We start from the raw sequence: 22,761 nt of genomic DNA, 5'->3' as shown, positions 1-22,761 counted from the left end.
CTTCCAGAACAATGCGACATGTGAAATTTTACAGGTCGCTCGTCAACTGCCCGTGTCCCAGCACGTGGCCACAGCGGCCTCGGAGGCCCCCACAGATGCATCCCTTCCGCATATCGAAGAACCGCGCGCGAAGACTCCCCGCGCTCGGCGCAGCCGTCTTCATCACGCTCGGCCTGTTCGCACCGCAGAGCCAGGCCGCCCCCGTGGGCGACCCGACTCCGGCCACCGCGCACGCGGGTGGCGCGGCGCCGCGGGCGATCCCGGTTCCCAAGTCGCCCCATGCGATCAGCAAGAACCCCCGCTTCCGGCTCTCCTCGCAGGACCGCGCCGAGGAGTCCGGTCCGGCGCCCGCGCCCGCCCTCAAGGCGAGCAAGTCGTCGCTGACCGCCACGGCGAACGCGTGCCCCGACCTCTCCGGCGTCATCAACGCCACCGGCAGCGCGCTGGTCCAGCAGCTCAAGGCCCTCCCCCGCATCGACTGCACCTACCCGCTGTTCAACCTCACCGGGGAGAACGCGCGGAAGGCCTTCCGCGAAGACCAGATGGTGACCGTCGCCAACGCGCTGCGCGACGGCTCGGCCTCCTACGCGGGCGACAACAGCACCTCCATCGGGCAGTTGGTGCTGTTCCTGCGCGCCGGCTACTACGTGCAGGACAACAACGCGGCCGTCGTCGGCGACTACGGCACGGCCCTCGAGGGTGCGGCGCGCGGCGCTCTGGACGCCTACTTCGCCTCGCCGCGCAGCAAGGACGTCACGGACGCCAACGGCGAGATCCTCAACGAGGTCGTCACGCTGATCGACAGCACCCACGAGGCGGGCCGGTACGCCGGCTTCGTGAAGTGGATGCTGGGCAGCTACAACGGCACCTGGCCGGGTCAGATGAACCTCTCGATGCAGCACGTCGAGTGGGTCGTCGAGAACGGCTTCAAGGCCAAGAACGACGGCCGCGGCTGGCGGGCCGCCCTCAAGGCCGACCCCGCCTTCCTCGACACCTGGGCCGGCTTCATCACCCGCAACGAGGACCAGCTCAACCGTCTCGACGTCGTCAGCAACGTCGGCCGGTACCTCGGCTACGCCCTCGACGTCCCCGAGCTCAAGGACCGGGTCCGGCCGCTGCTCAAGGACCTGATCAACCGGTACCCGAACGTCGGCCCCACGGCGCCGATCACGATGAACCTGGGCTGGTACACGCGCCAGTACGACAAGGGCAACTGCGCGGCCTACGCGATCTGCGACCTGGGCGAGCGGGTGCTCCCCGTGGTCCTGCCGATCCAGCACACCTGCACCCCGGGCCTCAAGATCCGCGCCCAGGACATGTCCCCCGGCCAGCTGGCGAGCACCTGTACCAGCCTGATCAACCAGGACGCCTACTTCCACCGGATCATCGGCGACAAGGGCGCGATCCCCGGTGACGTGAACACCAACCTGGAGGTCGTCGCCTTCGACGACTACACCCAGTACGCGCTGTACGCCTGGGCCATCTACAACATCGACGTCGACAACGGCGGCATGTACGAGGAGGGCAACCCGGCCGTCCCCGGCAACCAGGCCCGCTTCATCGCCCACGAGGCCAGCTGGATCCGCCCGGAGTTCCAGATCTGGAACCTCAACCACGAGTACACCCACTTCCTCGACGGCCGCTTCAACATGTACGGCGACTTCGAGGCGGGCATGACCACGCCGACCATCTGGTGGGTCGAGGGCATCGCCGAGAACATCTCGTACGGCTACCGCAACGAGCGCAACGCCGACGCGATAGCCGAGGCCGGCAAGCAGACGTACAAGCTCAGCGAGCTCTTCGACACCGTCTACGGCCAGGACGAGGACCCCGAGGTCAGCTCGAACCGGGTCTACCGCTGGGGCTGGCTCGCGGTCCGCTACATGCTCCAGAAGCACCCCGCCGACGTGCAGACCGTCCTCGGCAAGTACCGCGCCGGTGACTGGACCGGGGCCCGTACCGTTCTGAAGCAGACCATCGGCACCCAGTACGACGCGGACTTCGCGACCTGGCTGACCACCGACTGCGCGACGAACGACTGCGGTCCCCTGCCGGAGGCCACCACGGTGGCCGCCGCTCCGCTCTGCACCATCAGCGACCCCCGCCAGTTCGACCAGAACTGCCGCCGGGACAACCTCGCCGCCGCCACCGGCAACTACAGCTACCACTTCATGTACCTGCCGGCCGGCGTCAAGCAGCTGACGATCACCAGCACCGGCGGCACCGGCAACGCCGACCTCTACTACGGCGGCGGCAGCTGGGCCACCACCACCGGCTACCAGGCGAAGTCCACCAACGCCGGCAACGGCGAGACCCTGACGATCGACAACCCGCCGTCCGGCTGGGTCTACTTCAGCCTCGCCGCCGCTCAGGGCTTCAGCGGGGTGAGCCTCTCCACGCAGACCAAGTGAACCGGTTCGCCGGTGCCCCTCGGGGCACCGGCGAACGTTCCGTTTCCCCCTGACTCCACCACCTGACCGACTCCCGACCTTGAACACAAATTTCCCACATTCCCTCTTCAAGTCCCGCCCCGATGCTCTAGATTGACCGTGCTTCAGCTGTTCGGACACAAGGCGACCAATAAGGATCCAAAGGTCCGGCATCACGGAAGGCCGTCAGTCGCGGCCCCGGCGCCGGACGTGGGGAAGATCGGTTCCGGGAGCCCCGTAAGGGGCCTCGGGTGCGGGGAGCACCCGAGGTCTCGAAGGGTTCCCGGTCGCGCACGTGGAGACGCCGGCAGGGCACGCGAGTCCGCCGCCGGCGTCCGTCGTTCACGAAACACCGCAATGACCGGCAGTCGTGCGCCGGGGGGTGGGGACCTCCGGTGAGGAAACAGTGCGAGGCGAACACGTCGTACCACTGGGGACCTGGGGGGTTCTGTGCGGCAAGGGGGATTAGCGAGCCCTTTTCCGTCGGCGCGCGAGCGTCTGGCGGACGGGGCGATCGACCAGCCCACGATCGAGTGGGAACAGCGGTACCGCCGTACCGTGATGATGAGCGACACCGTGGCCACCGCCTTCGTGGTGGCGGCGATCGGTGACTTCTTCGGGGCCCGGGACGCGGCCAACTGGCACGAGAAGTGGGAAATCCTCGCCTGCTGCACCGAGTTGCTGGTGCTGGCGGCGCTCGCGGTGAGCCGGTCATGGGCTCCGGCCGTGCTCGGCCAGGGTGCCGAGGAGTTCCGCCGGCTCGGACGCTCGCTGTTCGCGGCGACCGTCGTGCTCGCCCTCGGCGGGATCGCTCTGACCTCGCGCAACATCAAACTCTGGATATTCGTCGCGATCCCCGCGATCGCGCTGGTCACCATGACCGCGCGGTATCTGCTGCGGCTCTGGCTGCACAGACAGCGGAAGGAAGGGCGGTGTCTGCGCCCGGTGCTCGCCGCCGGGAGCCCGTCCACCGTGAGCGACCTGATCACCCGGACCCGTAGCTTCCCGCATCTCGGCTGGCGGGTCGAAGGGGTGTGCACGACGGACGGGCTCGGGCCCGACGGAGACCAGGTGGACGGGGTTCCGGTGGTCGGCCGGCTGGCGGACGTCGCCAACCACGTCCGCCGCGACGGCTACCGCGTCGTCGCGGTCACCCCGGACCCGCACTGGTCACCCGACCGGCTGCGGCGACTGGCCTGGAACCTCGAGGGCAGTGACGCCGAGATGGTCGTGGCGCCCGTCCTGATGGAGGTGGCCGGCCCGCGGCTGCACATCGACGCGGTGCTCGGGATACCGCTGCTGCGGCTCAGCATGCCGACGTTCACCGGGGGCCGCCGGGCGGTCAAGGGAGTCGTCGACCGGGCGGGCGCGGCGATCCTGCTGATGCTGTTCGCGCCGCTGATGGCGTTCGTCGGACTGCTGGTGCTCGTGGACAGCCGGGGCGGGGCGTTCTACCGCCAGCGCCGGGTCGGCAAGGACGGCCGCGAGTTCACCATTCTCAAGTTCCGCACCATGGTCACCGGGGCCCACGGGGCACGGGCCGCGCTGGCCGAGCGCAACGAGGGCGCGGGCCCGCTGTTCAAGCTCCGCCGGGATCCGCGGGTGACCCGGGTGGGTGCGGTGCTGCGCCGGTACTCGGTCGACGAACTGCCGCAGCTGTTCAACGTGCTCACCGGATCGATGTCGCTGGTCGGTCCACGGCCTCCGTTGCCCGAGGAGTCCGCCGCCTACGGCCCGGACATCCGGCGGCGGCTGCTGGTCAAGCCGGGGCTGACCGGCCTGTGGCAGATCAGCGGTCGCAGTGACCTGCCGTGGGAGGAGGCGGTCCGGCTCGACCTGCGGTACGTGGAGGACTGGTCGCTCGCCCTGGACACGGTGATCTTGTGGAAGACGCTGCGGGCGGTGCTCCACGGACAGGGGGCCTACTGATGCGCGGGGGGCGGCGTCGTCCCCGTACGGACGGCGTGTGGACCGCAGGCCGGGAGGGCCTGCCTGGGGGGAGGAACGGGTCGTGAGGGTCAGCGTTTTCGGGCTCGGTTACGTGGGCTGTGTGTCGGCCGCGTGCCTGGCCAGCATGGGGCACGAGGTCATCGGGGTGGACGTGAACCAGGTCAAGGTAGACCTGGTCAACGACGGCAGGGCCCCGGTGGTAGAGGAGGGGATCGGCGAGCTCGTCGCCGAGGTCGTGCGGACCGGTGCCCTGCGCGCCACCGACGACGTCCGCGAGGCGATCATGGCGAGCGAGGTGTCGCTGGTCTGCGTGGGCACCCCGTCGGAACCCAACGGCAGTCTGTGCACGACGTACTTGGAGCGGGTGACCGAGGAGATCGGCGCGGCGCTGGCCGAGCGGGGCGGGCGGCACACGGTGGTGTTCCGCAGCACCATGCTCCCGGGCACCTGTCTGAACCTGCTCGTACCGATCCTGGAGAAGTACGTCGGCGGCACGGCCGGCGTGGACGTCGGGGTCGCGGTCAACCCGGAGTTCCTGCGCGAGGGCACCAGCGTGCGGGACTTCTTCGACCCGCCCAAGACCGTCATCGGCGAACTCGACTCGGCGAGCGGCGATGTGGTCGCGGGGCTGTACGACGGTCTGCCCGGCGAGGTGTTCCGGGTGCCGGTCCCGACGGCGGAGGCCATCAAGTACGCGGACAACGCCTTCCACGGCCTCAAGATCGGCTTCGCGAACGAGCTGGGCGCGGTGTGCCGGGCGCTCGGGGTCGACTCGCACCAGGTGATCGACGTGTTCCTGGCCGACCGCAAGCTGAACATCAGCCCCGCCTATCTGCGGCCCGGCTTCGCCTTCGGTGGCTCCTGCCTGCCCAAGGACCTGCGCAGCCTGGTCCACGCCGCGCAGCGGGCCGACGTGTCGGTGCCGATCCTGTCCCATGTGCTGCCGTCCAACTCCGACCATCTGCAGCGCGCGGTGGAGCTGGTCGAGCGGACCGGGAAGCGCCGGGTCGGCCTGTTCGGGCTCTCCTTCAAACCCGGCACCGACGACCTCCGTGAGAGCCCGCTCGTCGAGCTGGCGGAGAGACTCTTCGGCAAGGGCTACGACCTGCGGATCCACGACGCCAACGTGAGCCTCTCCCGGCTGCTCGGCGCGAACCGCGAGTACATCGAGACCCGGCTGCCGCACCTCGCGCAGCTGCTCGCGGACTCCGTGGACGACGTCCTCGAACACGCGGAGGTGTGCCTCGTGGGGACCAGGGACCCGGCGGTGCTCGCGGCGCTGCCGCACGGCGGCGACCCGGTGGTCATCGATCTCATCCATCTTCCCGACGCCGAGCAGCGCCGGGCCGAACCGGGGTACGTGGGCCTTGCTTGGTGAAGAGACCAGTGGCGACCGGCCGGGCCGGCGCGCGCTGATCCTGGTGGAGAACCTGTCGGTGCCGTTCGACCGGCGCGTGTGGCAGGAGTGCACGACGCTGCGCGACGCGGGCTGGGAGGTGCACGTCATCTGTCCGCAGGGGAGCAAGCGGGACACGGAGCCGGAGGCCGTGATCGACGGGGTGCGGATCCACCGCTACCCCCTGCGCGCGGCCACCGGCGGTCCGGCCGGCTATCTGCGGGAGTACGGCTCGGCGCTGTGGCACACCTTCCGGCTGGCCCGCAGGGTCGGTCCGGTCGATGTGGTCCATGCCTGCAACCCGCCCGACCTGCTGTTCCTGCCCGCCCTGTGGATGAAGCGGCGCGGCGCCCGGTTCGTCTTCGACCAGCACGACCTGGTTCCCGAGCTGTACCTCTCCCGGTTCGACCGCGGCGAGGACCTGCTCTACCGCGCCGTGTGCGCGCTGGAACGGCGGACCTACCGGGCCGCGGACGTGGTGATCGCCACGAACGAGAGCTACCGGGACGTCGCGGTGCGCCGGGGCCGGAAGCGGCCCGAGGACGTGTTCGTGGTGCGCAGCGCGCCCGACACCGAGCGCTTCCACCCGGTGCCGCCCGAGCCGGGGCTGAAGCGCGGCAAGCCCCATCTGCTGTGCTACCTCGGCGTCATGGGCCCGCAGGACGGCGTCGACTACGCCTTGCGGGCCCTGGCGAAGCTGCGCGACGAGGTGGGCCGTACCGACTGGCACGCGGTGTTCGTCGGCGCCGGGGACACCTTCGACGCGATGGTGGAGCTGTCCCGGGAGCTCGGGCTCTCCGGGCAGGTGGAGTTCACCGGGCGCGTGCCGGACGCCGACCTGGTGCGCTACCTGTCCTCCGCGGACGTGTGCCTCTCGCCCGACCCGTGCAATCCGCTCAACGACGTGTCGACCATGAACAAGGTCCTGGAGTACATGGTGATGGGCCGGCCGATGGTCTCGTTCGACCTGCGGGAGGCGCGCGTCTCCGCCGGGGACGCCGCCGTCTACGCGTCCGCCGACGACGAGAGCGAGTTCGCGCGGCTCATCGCGATGCTGATGGACGATCCGGAGCAGCGGGCCCGGATGGGGAAGTCCGGCCAGGAGCGGATCAACGGGCCGCTCGCCTGGCGGAACTCCCAGCGCTCACTGCTCGCCGCCTACGCCGCCGCCTGCCGTGACCGGCCTCCGGTTCCGGGGAGCGACCCGGACCTGGCAGGGACGAGGCCGCGCCGTTGAGCGACGACACGATACGTCTGGTCACCCTCGGGCGGATCATCCGTCGGCGGGGGCGGCTGCTCACCCTCCTCGCGGTGGTGGGGGCGCTCGTCGGCTACGGCGCCTCCGTACTGTTCCCGCCGCGCTACACGACCTCGGTGTCGGTGCTGCTGCCGGGGGCGTGGGAGGAGCGCGAGCTGCTGACCCAGGCGCAGGTCGCGACCAGTTCGGTGGTGGTCGACCGTACGGCCGCCACGCTCCGCTGGCCCGGGGTCGACGGCATCGAGCTGCGGGACCGGCTGACCGCCGAGGCCGCCGACGGGAACATCATCAAGATCTCGGGGACGGCGGAGACCCCGGAGCGCGCGCAGCGGCTCTCCGACCAGGTGGCCGAGCAGTACGTGGCGTTCGCCACGCGGATCGTCGGTGACAGCAGCGATCCCGAGGCGGCGGCGCGGCTCGACGCGCTGCGGAAGACGGTGGTGCAGACCAGCCGCCGGATCAACGAGCTGGCCGATTCGTCCGGTTCGGGGCGGAGCGTGGAGAGCGTGCAGACCCGCACCGAGCTGGAGGGGCTGCGGACCGCGCTGCAGGAGTCCGTCGACAAGCTGGACCAGGCAGGTCCGACCGCCAAGAAGGCCAACATGGTGGTCATGGGGGCGGCGGCCCGGCCGGCCGGTGAGGCGCCGCCGACCCGGACGCAGCTCATCGCCGGAGGGGCGCTGCTGTTCTTCCTGCTCGCGGTGGTCGGCCATCTCACCGCCGCGCGGATGAGCCGCCGGCTGCGCACCGAACCGGAGATCGCCGCCGCGCTCGGCTCGGCTCTCCTCGGCACCGTCGACGTGCCGGGTGGTCGGCCCGCGCACCGGCCGGAGGGCGGTGGACTGCGGGCCTGGCTCCGCCGGCTCCTTGGCATCGACGTCCGCTGGGACGTGCCGGACCCCCGGGCGTCCGGCGACGAGGCCGGCCGGCGGATCCGCTACCGACGGGTGTGCGCCCGGCTCCGGGACCGGCTGCCCGCCGCCCGAAGCGTGCTGGTCGTCGTCCCTGACGGCGACGAGATCGCCCTGCGAGCCGCCGGGGAGCTGGTCGCCGAGGCCGGGACCGGCCCTTCCCCGGGCACGGACTACCCCGCGCTGCGAACGGTGGGGGTCTCCGTGTCCCGGCCGATGATGCCGGACCGCGACGAGGAGTCCGGTGCGCTGGTCGTGCTCAGCGCGGGCAGCTGGACGGCGGGGGAACTCGCCGGGATCGCCGAGGCGTGCGCGGACGCCCGGCACGAGGTCGTCGGCATCGTCCTCGTCGGCACGGTCCGGGGCCGTTCGAAGCGGTCCGCCGGCCGTCCTCGGGATACGGCGCCCCGGGAGGCCGAGCCGGCGCTCGCGGTGGGCGAGAGCACGTCGGGAGGCGCACGGTGACGACGCGTACGACTTCGCAACCCTCGGAGCCGTCGGCCGCCGCTCCGCTCATCGACCTGCAGTCGCTGGTGGTGGCGGTACGGAGACGGCGGCGCCTCTGGGGTTCCCTGGCGCTCCTCGGCCTGGTCCTCGGCGCGGCGGTGGCGGTCGCGCTGCCCCAGCCGCCGACCGCGGTGACCAAGGTCCTTGTGGCGCATCAGGAGGACCAGCCGAACGACCCCGGCACGCTGATCCGTACCGATGTGGCGCTGCTGCAGACGACACTGATCGCCGAGAACGCCCTGGAGTCCCTCAAGTCCTCCGAGAAGCCGGAGGACTTCATGAAGGACTACACGGGTTCCGGGGTGACCAACAACCTGCTGCAGATCGATGTGACCGGTGACAGCGACGCGGAGGCGGTGGCCCGGGCCCAGGCGCTGGCCGATGCCTTCGTCGCGGACCACGTCCGGCGGATACGGCAGGTCGCGGACGCCGACGCCAAGGCGCTGCTCGACCAGCGTGACCGGCTGCGGGGGGAACTCGCCCAGGTCAACGAGGACATCGGGGACGGTACGCCGGAGGGCGTGCCGAAGGCCTCGGCGAACATGGAGTCGCTCTTCGCCCGCCGGGCCGAACTCACCTCGCGGATCTCGGACTTCGGGCAGCGCGCGGAGGAGGCGCGGATCGGTGCGCCCCGGCTGATCGCCGGTACGCAGATCGTGGACGCACCGCGCGCGGTGCGGCGCTCCCTGCCCAGGGCCGTCGCCACCGACGCCGGGATCGGGCTCGTCCTGGGGCTCGCCCTCGGGCTGGCGGTGGCCGCGGTCGGCACGGTGGTGGCGGACCGCCCGGTGCTGCGCCGGGAGATCGCGGCGCATCTCGGCGCCTCGGTGATCGCGGAGCTGCCCGGCCGCTCGGGCGGGCGGTGGCGGGGCCGCAGGGTCCGGGAGGCACGGGCCAGGCTCACCAGATCCCTGGCCCGCACGGTGCGCGGCTCCGCGGAACCGGTGTCGTTGCTCGAACTGGGCTGTCCGCGCGCCACGGGCGGGATCGCCCTGGACCTCGCCGGGGAGCTGGCCGCGGACGGTCCGGTGGTCGTCGTCGACGATCTGCCCGGAACGCGGCTCGCCGACCGACGCCCGAAGGCGGGAGGTCCGGTCGTGGTCGGCGTCGAGCACGCCGGGGCCGTGGCGCCCAAGGAGCGCAGGCTCGGCGTGGGCTCCGTGGCGCCCGGCGCGGCATGGAGCGACCTCCCGTACCTCGGCACGCGGACGTTCCTCGTCGTACGGGCCGGGCACGGCAGCGTCGCCTGGCTGCACACGGTGGCGCGGCAGCTCGCGGAGCAGCGCGTCGCGGTGCTCGGTGTGGTGGTGATCGACCCCGATCCGCGTGACCGGAGCGACGGCACGTTGTGGGACGGGCCCCGGGCCGCGCCGCGCGGCCCGGACGAGGGGCCGGCCCGGCAGAACGGCACGGGCCGGCGGCGCAGGGAGCGGCTGCCGATGTGGGCGTCGACGGGACCCGACAGTGACCAGGAGGTGAGGTAGGACATGTGTGGCATCGCAGGTGCGTACCGGTGGCCGGACGGGAAGGCCGTGACCGACCGGCTCACCGACACCCTCGCCCACCGGGGCCCGGACGGGGCGGGCCGGTACAGCCATCCCGTCGGTGACGGCGAGGTGCACCTCGGGCACCGCCGGCTCGCCATCGTCGACCTGTCGGGGACCGGCGCCCAGCCGATGGCCTCGGACGGCCTCGTCCTGACGTACAACGGCGAGCTGTACAACGCGCCGGAGCTGCGTGCGGAGCTGACGGCCGCCGGGGTGCGCTTCCGCGGTACCTCCGACACGGAGGTGCTGCTGGAGGCCTGGCGGCGCTGGGGCACGGACTGCCTGCCCCGGCTGCGCGGCATGTTCGCGTTCGGGATCTTCGACGAGCGGACCGGGGAGCTGGTGCTCGCCCGCGACCAGCTCGGCATCAAGCCGCTGTTCCTGCTGCGGCGCGGCGAGGGTCTGGTGTTCGCCTCGGAGCTGAAGGCGCTCTCCGCCGTGACCGGCGGTTCCCTGGAGGTGGACCACGCGGCCCTGGTGGCCTCGCTGCTGTACTACTGGGTGCCGGACTCGCGGTGTGCGTTCCGCGAGGCGGAGAAGCTGCCGCCGGGAAGCTGGCTGCGGTTCCGGCCGGACGGCCGGGTGGACCGCGGCCGGTTCTGGAACCTGCGGGAGGTGGCCGCCGAGGGCCGGGAGCGGGCCCGGTCCGGTGAGCTGCCGGATCTCGCCGCGGTGGTCGAGGAGTCGACCCGGCGTCATCTGCTCTCCGACGTCCCCGTGGCGACCTTCCTCTCCGGCGGTCTCGACTCCAGCTATCTGACCGCGCTCGCGGCCCGGGAGCGTCCGGGGATCTCCGCCTACACGATCGGGTTCCGCGCGGAGGACGCCAGGTTCGAGGCGATGCCGGACGATCTGCGGTACGCGCGGCAGGTGGCCGAGCGGTTCGGGGTCGATCTGCACGAGATCGAGATCGCTCCGGACGTGCTGGATCTGCTGCCCCGGATGACGTACCACCTGGACGAGCCGATCGGTGATCCCGCCGCGATCAACACCTTCCTGATCTGCTCGGCCGCCCGGGAGGCGGGGGTCAAGGTGATGCTCTCGGGGATGGGGGCCGACGAGCTGTTCGCCGGGTACCGCAAGCACCTGGCCAACCGGATCGCGCTGCGCTACCAACGCGTCCCCCGGCCCCTGCGGCGCGGCGTGTCGGCGGCCGTGGGCCGGCTGCCGGTGGCTTCGGCCCGGCGGGGGTACCGGTCGGTGCGCTTCGCGAAGCGGTTCCTCTCCTTCGCCGATCTGCCGGAGGAGACCGCGTTCCGGCGGAGCTACACCATGTACGACCAGGACGAGCTGCTCGCCCTGATCGATCCGGACCTGGCGGGGACGGTCGACGACGTGCTGACCGAGCACGCGGACGTCTACGGGGACAACGACCTCGACGACTTCGTCAACCGGATGTGCCTGGCCGACGCCAGGATGTTCCTGCCGGGGCTGAACCTCGCGTACACGGACCGGTCGAGCATGGCCGCGTCGACCGAGGTGCGGGTGCCGTACGTGGACGTCGAGGTGGTCCGGGCGGCGTTCGCCGTGCCCGGCGACCGCAAGATCGTCGGCCGGCAGGGCAAGGCCGTCCTCAAGGAGGCGGCGAGTTCGGTCCTGCCCCGGGAGATCGTGTACCGCCCCAAGGGCCTGTTCAGCGCCCCCTTGCGGGCCTGGATGAGCCGGGATCTGGCGCCGCTGGTGCAAGAGGTGGTGCACGACGGCATGCTCGTCGGCTCGGGGCTGCTCCGCCGGGACGCGCTGGCGCGCATGGTCGCCGCGGACGCCGCCGGACAGCAGGACTACTCCAAGCATCTGTGGCATGTGCTGACCCTCGAGTACTGGTATCGCGGCGCGACCTCCGGGTCCGGCCAGAGCGCTTCCTTGACTGCGTAGAGACAAGAGGACTTCGGTGAAACAGGTCGTACAGAACTACAAGAGCGGCGAGCTGACGGTGCTGGACGTGCCGGTGCCGGGGTGCAAGCCGGGCGGTGTGCTGGTCAGGACCGCGTACTCGCTGATCTCCACCGGGACCGAGCTGATGAAGGTGTCCGAGGCCGGCATGTCGATGCTGGGCAAGGCGCGTTCGCGACCGGACCAGGTGGCCAAGGTCGTCCAGAGCGTCGCCACCAACGGCGTGCCCGCCACCTACCGCAAGGTGATGGGCAAGCTGGACTCGTACACGCCGCTCGGCTACTCGCTGTGCGGGGTGGTCGAGCAGGTCGGCCCCGGGATCGACGATGTGAAGGTCGGCGACCTCGTGGCCTGCGCCGGCAACGAGCACGCGCTGCACGCCGAGCTGAACTGGGTGCCGAAGAACCTCTACGCCCGGGTGCCGGAGGGCCTCGCGCCCCGGCACGCGGCCTTCGGCACCGTCGGGTCGATCGCGTTGCAGGGCGTCCGCCAGGGCGAACCGCAGCTCGGCGAGGTGGCGCTGGTCATCGGTCTCGGGCTGATCGGCCAGCTGGTGGTGCAGCTGCTCGTCGCCTCGGGCGTCCGCGTCATCGGCGTCGACCCCGATCCGGCGCGCTGCGACCTCGCCGAGCGGCTGGGCGCGGCGGCCTGCGGCGATCCGTCCTCGGCGGGCGTGGCGAACGCCGTCGCCGAACTCACCGACGGGCACGGGGTGGACCAGGTGTATCTGGCCGCCGGCGGGGACAGCAACCAGCCCGTGGAGCTGGCCGCCCGGATGAGCCGGGACCGCGGCCGGGTCGTCGACATCGGCAAGTGCAGCCTGGACCTGCCGTGGAACGCGTACTACGAGAAGGAGCTCGACGTCCGGTTCTCCCGCAGTTACGGCCCCGGGCGCTACGACCCGGAGTACGAGCTCGCGGGGCGGGACTACCCGATCGGCTATGTGCGCTGGACCGAGCGCCGCAACCTGGCCTGCTTCCTCGATCTGCTCGCCCGGGGCAGCGTCGACGTGGAGCAGCTGGTCTCCCATGTCGCCGACTTCGACGACGCCGTCGAGACGTACCGCAGTCTGAAGGACGGCGATCTGAAGGCGGTGGCCGTGCTGTTCCGGTACCCCGAGGACACCTCGGAGGCGGAGGCTCCGGCGGTGGCCGTGCCGGTGGTGCGGCGGGGCACCGGCGGTGCGTCCGCCCCGGTCCGCGCCCCCGGGAGGCCGGTGCGGCTGGCGTTCGTCGGCGCGGGGAACTACGCCACGTCGATGCTGCTGCCGCACCTGGCCGGGCGCGAGGGCGTCGAGTTGTCCACGGTCGTCACCACGACGGCGCTGTCCGCGGCCAACGCGCGGCGGAAGTTCGGCTTCGCCTCGGCGACCACCGATCTCGACGCCGTGCTCGGCGACAGCTCCGTCGACGCGGTGTTCGTGGTCACCCGGCACAGCTCGCACGCCGAACTGACCCGGCAGGCGCTGCTCGCCGGGAAGACGGTGTTCGTGGAGAAGCCGCTCGCCCTCGACCACGAGGAGCTGGCCGGCGTGCTCGCGGCGGTGGAGGAGTCCGGCAACGACCGGCTGCAGGTGGGCTTCAACCGCCGCTTCGCGCCGATGCTGCGGGAGGCCCGGCAGCGGTTCGGTGCCCGGACCGGTCCGGCGAGCCTCCGCTACCTGGTCAACGCGGGCCGCCTCGACCACGGCAGCTGGTACCTCAGGCAGGGCACCGAGGGCACCCGGTTCGTCGGTGAGGGCGGGCACTTCGTCGACACGGCGAGCTGGCTGCTCGGGGCCGATCCGGTGTCGGTGTACGCGGTCGGCACGGCCGGCAACGAGGACCTGCAGGTCGTGCTGGGCTACCCGGACGGCTCCACTGCCACCATCAGCTACGTCACCACCGGCGCGCCCGGCTTCCCCAAGGAGACGCTGGACCTGGTGGCGGACGGCAGGGTGCTGCGGCTCGACGACTTCGTCCGTGCCGCCGTGTACGACGGCGGACGCAAGGCGTGGGTCTCCTCGCGGCTGCCCAAGGCCCGGGACAAGGGCCAGTCCGCCGAGCTGGCCGCGTTCGTCAGGGCCGTACGGACCGGCGGGCCGATGCCGGTGCCGCTGGAGTCGCTGGTCGCCACCACCACGGCCACCCTCGCCGTACAGGACGCCCTGGCGGGCGGTGCTCCGGTGTCGATGGCGAGGACGCGATGACCGTGAGCTCGGGAAGTCCGGGCTGGTACCTCCGGCGGCTGTCCCGGATGGGACCGGCGGAGGTCGGCGGCCGGGCCGTCGACGCGGCGCGCAGGCGGCACTGGCGGTCGGCGCGGCCGAGGGCCCCGAGGGTGACCGGCGCCCGGTTCACCGCCGTGCTGCCCGCCGGGACGGTCGCCTCGATCGCCCCGGACGCCGCGAAGCGGCTGGTCGCGGAGGCGGACCGGCTGATGGCCGGGCACGCCGGGTTCTTCGGGGTGGAACGCGACGACCTGGTCGACCCGGACTGGTGGTACGACCCGAAGACCGGTCGCCGTGCGCCCTGGGGCTACGCCTTCGACGTCCCGTACCGGGACGAGGAGGCGGTCGGGGACATCAAGCAGATCTGGGAGCTGTCCCGGCACCAGTACCTCACCGTGCTCGCCGCCGCCTACGCGGTCACCGGGGACGAGCGGTACGCCGAGCGGGTCTCCGATCACCTGAGGTCGTGGTGGGCGGCGAACGCGCCGCTGCGCGGGGTGCACTGGACCAGTGGCATCGAGCTGGGCATCCGGCTGCTGTCCTGGGTGTGGGTCCGCCGGCTGCTCGACGGCTGGCCCGGTGCGGCCGGGCTCTTCGAGGACAACCCGGTGGCGCTCCATCAGATCTGGCACCACCAGCGCTGGCTGGCCGGCTTCCCCAGCCGGGGGTCCTCGGCGAACAACCACGTCATCGCGGAGGCCGCCGGGCAGTTCGCCGCTGCCTGCGCGTTCGACTGGTTCCCGGCCTCGGCGCGCTGGCGGGCCGACGCGCTGCGGTCCCTCGACCGGCAGCTGCGGAGCAACACCTTCCTCTCCGGACTCAACCGTGAGCTGGCCACCGAGTACCACGGGCTGGTCCTCGAACTCGGCCTGGCGGCGGTGGCGGAGGCGGATGCCTTCGGGGCGCCGGTCCCCGCGTCGGTCCGGCTGGTGCTGCTGCGGATGACCGACGCGCTCGCGGCCGTCGTGGACGGACGGCTGCGTCCGCCGCGCCAGGGGGACGCGGATGACGGCCACGGGCTGGTGGTGGACGGTGCGGGCACCGACCGCTGGGGCTCGCTGCTCGCCACCGGGGACGCCGTGTTCGGGCGGCTCGACTGGTGGCCGGACGTGGCCGGCACCGATGTGCGCACCCCGCTGCTCGCCGCGCTCGTCCGGCCGTACGCGAAGGGCGGTACCGCATCGGCCGTGTCCCGTCCGGCGGCCCGGCCGGGACATTTCGCCGACGCGGGCATGACCATCCTGCGGGGTCCGGAGGGGATCTGGTGCCGCTGCGACGGAGGTCCGCACGGGTTCCTTTCCATCGCCGCGCACGCGCACGCGGACGCGCTGTCCGTGGAGGTCCGGCACGACGGCGTCGACGTGCTCGCCGACCCGGGGACGTACTGCTACCACGGGCAGCCCGAGTGGCGGCGGTACTTCCGGTCGACGCTCGGCCACAACACCCTGGAGCGGGACGGCGCCGACCAGTCCGTCTCCGGCGGCCCGTTCCTGTGGACCCGGCACGCCCGCACCCGGGTCCTGGCCACGGGCCCGTCCGACGTCTCCGACGGGGGGACGGCCCGCTGGTCCGCCGAGCACGACGGCTACCAGGGCTCCGTGCACCGCCGCCGGGTAGAGCTGACCGCCGAGAGCCAGGAGCTGCGGGTGGTCGACGAGGTCCACGGCGAGCGCGGGCCCGTGCGCCTCGCGTTCCACCTCGGCCCGGCGGTCGGTGCGGAGCTGGTGGGGAACCGGGCGGTGCTCGTCTGGACCCGGGACGGCGAGGACCGCTCCGCAGTGCTCGACCTGCCCGGGGAGCTGTCCTGGCGGGCGCACCGCGGCGAGAGCGACCCGCCGCTGGGCTGGTACTCCCCGGGCTTCGGGCGCAAGGAACCCGCCACGACCCTGGTCGGCACCGGCTTCACCGAAGGCGCGGAGGGCTTCACCACGGTCCTCAGGTTCCGCGCCCGGGAGGACGTGTGATGATCGAGCGGCGGCGCCGGACGGCGCCGCTGGTGCTGCTCCTGCTGGCGGCGACCGGCTGCACGAGCACGTCGGACGCCCCGGCGGGACCCACGGGTGCGCGCTCCTCGTCCGGGGCGCCGTCCCCGTCCGGGGTGCCCTCCGGCTCCGGTGCGTCCGCCACCGCCGTCGCGCGGGTGTGCGCCGAGCCGGCCGTCGGGCCGGCGAAGCCGCCGCCGGGGGCGGTGACGGTCGACCCCGCGGTGGTGGGCGACCTCGCCGCGAAGACCGAGAGCAGCCCACCGGGCACCACCTTCTGGCTCCGGCCGGGCACCCACACCCTGGAGCGGGACCTGTATGCGCAGGTCATGCCCAAGGAGGGGAACCGCTACCTCGGCGCGCCCGGCGCCGTGCTCGACGGCCGGAAGGTCAACCAGTACGCGTTCGGGGGCACCGCCCGTGACGTCTCCCTCCGCTTCCTCACCGTGCAGCACTTCGTCGCGCCCAACAACGAGGGCGTGGTCAACCACGACATGGCCGACGGATGGGTGATCGAGCACGCGACGATCCAGTACAACTCCGGCGCGGGGCTGATGGCCGGTGCTCGCCAGCAGCTGCGCGGCAGCTGTCTGCGCGACAACGGGCAGTACGGGATGAACGCCTACAAGACCGGTGACTCCATCAAGGGTCTGGTGGTCGAGGGCAACGAGGTCGTGGGCAACAACACCGACGACTGGGAGCGGCGGGAGCCGGGCTGCGGCTGCACCGGGGGCATCAAGTTCTGGGCCGTGGACGGCGCCGACGTACGGGGCAACTGGGTGCACGACAACCGCGGGGCCGGGTTGTGGGCGGACACCAACAACAACGACTTCCTCGTCGAGGGCAACGTCCTCGAAGGCAACGACGGCGCCGCGCTGATCTACGAGACCAGCTACAACGCGGTCGTCAGGAACAACACGATCCGGCGGAACAACTGGGTCGAGGGCCGCGACGCCGCCGGGCAGGGCGACGACTTCCCGTACGGCACCGTGTACGTCTCCGAGTCCGGCGGGGAACCCCGGGTCAGGGCCCGTACGGACAGGATCGAGATCTACCGGAACCTGCTGGAGGACAACTGGTCCGGGATCACCCTGTGGGAGAACGCCGACCGGTTCTGCAACAGCGCGGCCAACACCTCGACCGGCTACTGCACCTTGCTGGTGAAGGACACCGGCCGCTGCGCGCCGCCGGCGATCTCCCGCCCCCCGCTCTACGCCGACTGCCGGTGGAAGACCCAGCGGGTGGACATCCACGCCAACCGCTTCGTGCTGGACAAGTCCGTCGTCGGCTGCACGGTGGGCTGCGACCGGATGGCGGTGCTCGCCAACTACGGCACCGATCCGGACTGGTCGCCGTACCGGGGCGAGCGCGTGGCCGGGGCGATCACGAGCGGCCAGCAGAACCGCTGGCACGACAACGCCTACGTCGGACCGTGGACGTTCGTCGCCCACGACGCGGGCCGGACGCTCGGTTTCGGGCAGTGGCGGGGCGCGCCGTACCGACAGGACGCGGGCAGCACGATCCGCGTACGGGACGGTGGTTGAGATGGCCGGGGACCACACGTCGAAGTTCGTCGGTACGGCGTGGGCGCTGCTCGCCCTCAACACGCTCGGCTCCGCCGGGGCGAAGACCGTCGTCCCGCTGCCCCGCTCCCTCATCCAGATGGCCACCATGGGCGCGCTGGTCGCCGCGTTCGCGCTGGCGCTCGCGGCCAATCTCCAACTGCGCATCCGGCCGAGCGCCTTCGTGTTCCTGCTGACCCTGCTGCTGGTGCCGAGCGTGATCTCCAGCGTGCATCTGGAGGTCGGCTTCGGCGCGCTGTTCCGCTGTGCCCGGCTTGCTCTCTTCGTCGCCACGCTGTGGCTGCTCAGCCGCTGGTGGGACGGTGGGCTGACGTTCGTCCGCCATCACATCCGGATGTACTTCGCGGTGCTCGGGCTGGTGGCCGCGGGTCTGGTCGTCTCACCGGGCACGGCCATGCCCGAGTACTACGGCGGGCGTCTGGTCGGCGCGCTGTGGCCGCTGACGCCGCCGCAGATCGGGCAGTACGCGGCGGTGGTCATCGGGCTCACGGTGCTGCTGGCACTGAACCGCCGGATCTCCGGGGTGAGCGCGACGGTGATCATCGTGCCCTCGCTCGTCCTGCTGGCGATGACCCATACCCGGACCGCCACCCTCGGTCTGATCATCGGGCTGGTGCTGGCGATCGGCTCGCTGGTCCTGACCAGCGGGGCCGCCCGCCGGTTCTTCGCCTGGGCGGTGCTGAGCGCCACGGTGGCCGCGGTGGTCTTCGGTTCCGCGCTGCGGGCCTGGTTCCTGCGCGGACAGAGCCAGCAGAACCTGTCCAACCTCACCGGCCGGGCCAAGGTCTGGGACGCCCTGCTCGCGGCGCCCCGGACGACCTCGGAGCGTCTGTTCGGCACGGGTCTGGGCGACAAGTCGTTCGACGGGCTGCCGATCGACAACAGCTGGCTGGCCGTCTACGACGAACAGGGGCTGATCGGCGTCACCATCGTGGCCGCGATGGTCATCGTGCTCGGGGCCGTGGCGCTGCTGCGTCCGCCCTCGCTGCCGAGGGCCTGCGCGATCTTCCTGATCAGCTACTGCGCGCTCTCCTCGTACACCGAGGTCGGTCTCGGCGACGCCTCGGCGTATCTCCTGCATCTGACCCTGGCCGCCTCGCTGCTCGTGGTGCCCGCACCCGTACCCGAGCCGCTGCCGGCGGTCGAAGTTCCCCGACAACGCGTCCCGCGTTGGGCCCGGAGGTGACCTGACCATGCATGTCCTTGTGGTGCACAACCGCTACTCCTCGGCGCAGCCGAGCGGGGAGAACAGGGTCGTCGACGAGGAGGTCGGGCTGCTGCGCGCGGCCGGCCACCGGGTCGACCTGTTCGAGCGGCGCAGCGACGACATCGCCGCCCGGTCGCTGCTCGGCAAGGTGGCGGTGCCGCTCCTGGTGCCGTGGAATCCGGCGGTCCGCACGGAACTCGCCGCCCGGCTCCGTTCCGAGCGGCCGGACGTGGTGCACGTCCACAACGTCTTCCCGCTCCTGTCGCCCGCGGTCCTCGCCGCCTGCGCCGACGCCGGTGTGCCCGTGGTCGCCACGCTGCACAACTACACCCAGGTCTGCCCGCCGGGCACGCTGCACCGGGACGGCCGGGCGTGCACCGAGTGCGTGGGATCGGCGGCGGCGCTGCCGGCCGTCCGGCACGGCTGCTACCGGAACTCCCGGCTCGCGACGGTTCCGCTCGCGGTCAGCCTGGCGGTCAACCGGCGGCGGTGGTGGTCCGGCGTGCAGCGGTTCCTCTGCATCTCGGCGGCGCAGCGCGACATCCTGGTGCGGTCGGGCATGCCCGCCGAGCGCCTCGCGGTGAAGCATAACTTCGTGCCCGACCCGGGCACCGCCCGGACGGGCGACGGCGAGCATCTGCTCTTCCTCGGCCGGCTCGCGGAAGCCAAGGGCGTGCGGCTGCTGATGACCGCGTGGGACGCGCTGGCGGCCGACGGCGGGGTGGGTGTGCCGCTGGTCATCGCAGGTGCGGGGCCGCTGGAGGCGGAGGTCACCGCCTGGGCGGCGGGCCGGGACGACGTGCGGTACGTCGGCCTGTACGACCCGGCCCAGTGCCGGGAGGCGGTGTCGCGGTCGGTCGGCGTGGTCGCCCCGTCGATGGCCCAGGAGACCTTCGGCCTGGTGGTCGCGGAGGCGATGGCGGCCGGGGTCCCGGCCGTGGCCGCCGGTCACGGCGCCTTCGTCGAACTCGTCGAGGACGGGGTGACCGGGCTGTTGCACCGGCCGGGCGATCCCGCCTCGCTGGCGTCCTGTCTGCGCCGGATCACGACCGGACCGGACCGCAACAGGGAGATGGGCCGGGCGGCCCGGCGCCGTTACGAGCGGGGTTTCAGCCCGGCCGTCGGTCTGGAGCGCCTGGTGGAGGAGTACCGCACCGCGACAGCGGGTCGGACGGAATCAATGGGGGGTAGCAGATGACACGATGCCGACTCTGCGGCTCGGCGGAGCTGACGAGCGTCGTCGACCTGGGGGCGACGCCTCCGTGCGAGAGCTTTCTCGCCGCGGACCGGCTGGACCTGCCGGAGCCCGCGTACCCACTGCACCTTCGGGTGTGCACGGAGTGCTGGCTCGCGCAGATCCCGCCGCTGATCACGCCGGAGGAGACGTTCGAGGAGTACGCGTACTTCTCCTCGTACTCGACCTCCTGGGTGGAGCACGCGCGGACCTTCGTGGCCGACTCCGTGGAGCGGCTCGCTCTCGGGCCCGGCGCGTTCGTGGTCGAGGTCGCGAGCAACGACGGGTACCTGCTGAAGCACGTGGTGGACCGGGGGATCCGCTGCCTGGGCGTCGAGCCCTCGGTGAACGTGGGGGCGACCGCGCGGGAGGCGGGGGTGCCCACCGTCACGGAGTTCCTGAGCCCGGAGACCGGTGCGACCGTCCGCGCCGAGCACGGCCCGGCGGATCTGGTCGTGGCGAACAACGTGTACGCGCACATCCCCGACGTGGTCGGGTTCACCCAGGGGCTGCGGGCCCTGGTCGCGGACGACGGCTGGGTCTCGGTCGAGGTGCAGCACCTGCTGACCCTGATCGAGGAGAACCAGTACGACACGATCTACCACGAGCACTTCCAGTACTACACGGTGGCGTCGGCGGTCCGGGCGCTGGCGAGTGGCGGACTGACGCTCGTGGACGTCGAGTTGCTGCCCACGCACGGCGGCTCGATCCGGCTGTGGGCGCGGCCGTCCGAGGTGGCCGGCGAGCCGTCGCAGCGCGTGTCCGAGGTGCTCGACCGGGAGAAGGCCGCCGGGCTGCGGGACCTCTCCGGCTACGCCGAGTTCTCCGCCCGGGTGGCCAAGGTGCGCCGGGACCTGCTGCGGTTCCTCATCGAGGCGGCCGAGCGCGGCGAGACGGTCGTCGGCTACGGCGCCCCGGGCAAGGGCAACACCCTGCTCAACCACTGCGGGATCCGGCCCGACCTGCTCGCGTACACGGTGGACCGCAACCCCTACAAGCACGGCAGGTTCACCCCGGGCACCCGCATCCCGATCCTGCCGCCCGAGCGGATCGCCGCCGACAGGCCGGACTACGTCCTGGTCCTCCCCTGGAACCTGCGGGAGGAGCTGACCGAGCAGCTGTCCTTCGTCCACGAGTGGGGCGGCCGGCTCGTCTTCCCCATCCCGGAACTGAGCGTTGTCGAGGTGAAGTCATGAAGGTCGTACTGTTCTGCGGCGGATACGGGCTGCGGATGCGCAGCGGAGCCTCCGACGACGTGCCCAAGCCGATGGCGATGGTCGGCCCGAGGCCGCTGATCTGGCACGTCATGCGCTACTACGCGTACTACGGGCACACGGAGTTCATCCTGTGCCTGGGGTACGGGGCCGACCACATCAAGAACTTCTTCCTCAACTACGAGGAGACGACGTCCAACGACTTCGTGCTGCGGGGCGGGCGGCCCGAGCTGCTGTCCACCGACATATCGGACTGGACGATCACCTTCGCGCAGACCGGCATGGAGTCGCCGATCGGGGAGCGGCTGCGCCGGGTGCGGCACCATCTGGACGGCGACGAGATGTTCCTCGCCAACTACGCCGACGTGGTCACCGACGCCCCGCTGCCGGAGATGATCGACCGGTTCTCCCGGCGCGACGCGGGTGCGTCGATGATGGTGGTGCCGCCGCAGTCCTCGTTCCACTGTGTGGACCTGGGCGACAACGGCCTGGTGGGGGGCATCACCCCGGTGAGCGAGCTGCCGCTGTGGGAGAACGGCGGCTACTTCGTGCTCCGCCAGGAGGTCTTCGACCACATCCCGGAGAACGGCGACCTGGTCGCCGACGGCTGCGCCGAACTGGCCAAGCGCGGCCGTCTGGTGGCGCACCAGCACCGGGGCTTCTGGAAGCCGACCGACACCGTGAAGGAGCGGGCGGCGCTCGACGAGGCGTACGCCAGGGGCGAGCGTCCGTGGGCGGTGTGGGAGCGGGACGGCGTGACCGTCGCCCCGGGCGGCTCCGGGGCGCGGGCGTGATCCGGCTCGGGGGCGGGCGCGTGGAGCGGGTCGTCGCGGTGGGCGCCCACTGCGACGACATCGCCATCGGCGCCGGGGGCACGCTGCTCACGCTGTGTCTCGCACGGCCGGGGCTGCGCGTCGACGCGCTGGTGCTCTCCGGCGGGGGCGGTGAGCGGGAGCAGGAGGAGCGGGCCGCGCTGGCCGCCTTCTGCCCGGGTGCCGATCTGCGGCTGAGCGTGCTCAAGCTGCCGGACGGCCGCCTTCCGGCGCACTGGGACGAGGCGAAGGCAGCCGTCGAGGAGCTGCGCGAGCGGACCGACCCCGATCTGGTGCTCGCCCCGCGCACCGAGGACGCCCATCAGGACCACCGCGGTCTGGCGCGACTGCTTCCCACCGCGTTCCGCGACCATCTCGTGCTCGGCTACGAGATCGTGAAGTGGGACGCCGATCTCGGCCGCCCGGTGGCGTACCAGCCGCTGTCGCCGGAGATCGCCGAACAGAAGGTGCGGCTGCTGCAGGAGCACTATCCCTCGCAGCGGCACCGGCCCTGGTACGACCGGGAGGCCTTCCTCGGGCTCGCCCGGATTCGCGGGATCGAATGCCACGCGCGCTACGCCGAGGCGTTCGCCGTCACCAAACTCACTCTCGACCTGGGGGAATGAACC

The 22,761-nt window shown here is 71.9% G+C and carries 15 protein-coding genes; all 15 read left to right on the top strand.

Annotation, left to right across the window (positions count from 1 at the left end):
- Positions 1-11 precede the first annotated feature (11 nt).
- The gene (locus tag ABT154_RS22605; protein ID WP_351858669.1) at positions 12-2,411 is read left to right on the top strand and encodes a M9 family metallopeptidase; all 2,400 of its coding nucleotides are present in this window, start codon (positions 12-14) and stop codon (positions 2,409-2,411) included.
- A 468-nt stretch (positions 2,412-2,879) separates the two neighbouring features.
- Complete coding sequence (locus ABT154_RS22600) at positions 2,880-4,358, top strand: sugar transferase (protein ID WP_351858631.1); 1,479 nt, start codon at positions 2,880-2,882, stop codon at positions 4,356-4,358.
- A gap of 82 nt (positions 4,359-4,440) precedes the next feature.
- On the top strand, positions 4,441-5,757 hold the full coding sequence (locus tag ABT154_RS22595; RefSeq protein ID WP_351858630.1) for a nucleotide sugar dehydrogenase: 1,317 nt from the start codon (positions 4,441-4,443) through the stop codon (positions 5,755-5,757).
- A complete protein-coding gene (locus tag ABT154_RS22590) occupies positions 5,747-7,012 on the top strand; it encodes a glycosyltransferase family 4 protein (RefSeq protein WP_351858629.1) in 1,266 nt (421 codons plus the stop codon). The genes ABT154_RS22595 and ABT154_RS22590 overlap by 11 nt, the downstream gene beginning before the upstream one ends.
- Entirely contained in the window at positions 7,009-8,409 is a 1,401-nt protein-coding gene (locus ABT154_RS22585) for a polysaccharide biosynthesis protein (RefSeq protein ID WP_351858628.1), read from the top strand. Before ABT154_RS22590 ends, ABT154_RS22585 begins: the two co-directional genes overlap by 4 nt.
- Positions 8,406-9,935 carry a Wzz/FepE/Etk N-terminal domain-containing protein gene (locus ABT154_RS22580; RefSeq protein WP_351858627.1) on the top strand — a complete coding sequence of 510 codons (1,530 nt, stop codon included), beginning with the start codon at positions 8,406-8,408 and terminating at the stop codon, positions 9,933-9,935. Before ABT154_RS22585 ends, ABT154_RS22580 begins: the two co-directional genes overlap by 4 nt.
- Positions 9,936-9,938: 3 nt before the next feature.
- Positions 9,939-11,873: an asparagine synthase (glutamine-hydrolyzing) gene (asnB, locus tag ABT154_RS22575; protein WP_351858626.1), complete on the top strand. Its 1,935-nt coding sequence runs from the start codon at positions 9,939-9,941 to the stop codon at positions 11,871-11,873.
- 16 nt (positions 11,874-11,889) lie between these two features.
- The gene (locus ABT154_RS22570) at positions 11,890-14,079 is read left to right on the top strand and encodes a bi-domain-containing oxidoreductase (RefSeq protein ID WP_351858625.1); all 2,190 of its coding nucleotides are present in this window, start codon (positions 11,890-11,892) and stop codon (positions 14,077-14,079) included.
- A complete protein-coding gene (locus ABT154_RS22565; protein WP_351858624.1) occupies positions 14,076-16,064 on the top strand; it encodes a heparinase II/III family protein in 1,989 nt (662 codons plus the stop codon). Before ABT154_RS22570 ends, ABT154_RS22565 begins: the two co-directional genes overlap by 4 nt.
- Positions 16,064-17,626 carry a right-handed parallel beta-helix repeat-containing protein gene (locus ABT154_RS22560; RefSeq protein ID WP_351858623.1) on the top strand — a complete coding sequence of 521 codons (1,563 nt, stop codon included), beginning with the start codon at positions 16,064-16,066 and terminating at the stop codon, positions 17,624-17,626. Before ABT154_RS22565 ends, ABT154_RS22560 begins: the two co-directional genes overlap by 1 nt.
- A 1-nt stretch (position 17,627) precedes the next feature.
- Positions 17,628-18,851, top strand: a complete 1,224-nt coding sequence (locus ABT154_RS22555) for an O-antigen ligase family protein (protein WP_351858622.1) — start codon at positions 17,628-17,630, stop codon at positions 18,849-18,851.
- Between the two features lie 7 nt (positions 18,852-18,858).
- Positions 18,859-20,070, top strand: coding sequence for a glycosyltransferase (locus tag ABT154_RS22550; protein WP_351858621.1), 1,212 nt, complete (start codon positions 18,859-18,861; stop codon positions 20,068-20,070).
- Positions 20,067-21,302, top strand: a complete 1,236-nt coding sequence (locus ABT154_RS22545; RefSeq protein WP_351858620.1) for a class I SAM-dependent methyltransferase — start codon at positions 20,067-20,069, stop codon at positions 21,300-21,302. The genes ABT154_RS22550 and ABT154_RS22545 overlap by 4 nt, the downstream gene beginning before the upstream one ends.
- Positions 21,299-22,114: a sugar phosphate nucleotidyltransferase gene (locus ABT154_RS22540; protein ID WP_351858619.1), complete on the top strand. Its 816-nt coding sequence runs from the start codon at positions 21,299-21,301 to the stop codon at positions 22,112-22,114. Before ABT154_RS22545 ends, ABT154_RS22540 begins: the two co-directional genes overlap by 4 nt.
- On the top strand, positions 22,111-22,758 hold the full coding sequence (locus tag ABT154_RS22535; protein ID WP_351858618.1) for a PIG-L deacetylase family protein: 648 nt from the start codon (positions 22,111-22,113) through the stop codon (positions 22,756-22,758). The genes ABT154_RS22540 and ABT154_RS22535 overlap by 4 nt, the downstream gene beginning before the upstream one ends.
- Positions 22,759-22,761 lie beyond the last annotated feature (3 nt).

It is taken from the genome of Streptomyces sp. NPDC001728, from assembly GCF_040297565.1.
Classification (GTDB): Bacteria; Actinomycetota; Actinomycetes; order Streptomycetales; family Streptomycetaceae; genus Streptomyces.
Note: the sequence above shows the minus strand (reverse complement) of the source record. Positions and strands in the feature narration are given on the sequence as shown.

What these genes read in the sequence shown, in the direction of transcription:
- asnB (WP_351858626.1), top strand. Translation starts at nt 9,939, where the DNA reads ATGTGTGGCATCGCAGGTGCGTACCGGTGGCCGGACGGGAAGGCCGTG.
- ABT154_RS22555 (WP_351858622.1), top strand. Translation starts at nt 17,628, where the DNA reads ATGGCCGGGGACCACACGTCGAAGTTCGTCGGTACGGCGTGGGCGCTG.
- ABT154_RS22560 (WP_351858623.1), top strand. Translation starts at nt 16,064, where the DNA reads ATGATCGAGCGGCGGCGCCGGACGGCGCCGCTGGTGCTGCTCCTGCTG.
- ABT154_RS22565 (WP_351858624.1), top strand. Translation starts at nt 14,076, where the DNA reads ATGACCGTGAGCTCGGGAAGTCCGGGCTGGTACCTCCGGCGGCTGTCC.
- ABT154_RS22540 (WP_351858619.1), top strand. Translation starts at nt 21,299, where the DNA reads ATGAAGGTCGTACTGTTCTGCGGCGGATACGGGCTGCGGATGCGCAGC.
- ABT154_RS22605 (WP_351858669.1), top strand. Translation starts at nt 12, where the DNA reads ATGCGACATGTGAAATTTTACAGGTCGCTCGTCAACTGCCCGTGTCCC.
- ABT154_RS22545 (WP_351858620.1), top strand. Translation starts at nt 20,067, where the DNA reads ATGACACGATGCCGACTCTGCGGCTCGGCGGAGCTGACGAGCGTCGTC.
- ABT154_RS22550 (WP_351858621.1), top strand. Translation starts at nt 18,859, where the DNA reads ATGCATGTCCTTGTGGTGCACAACCGCTACTCCTCGGCGCAGCCGAGC.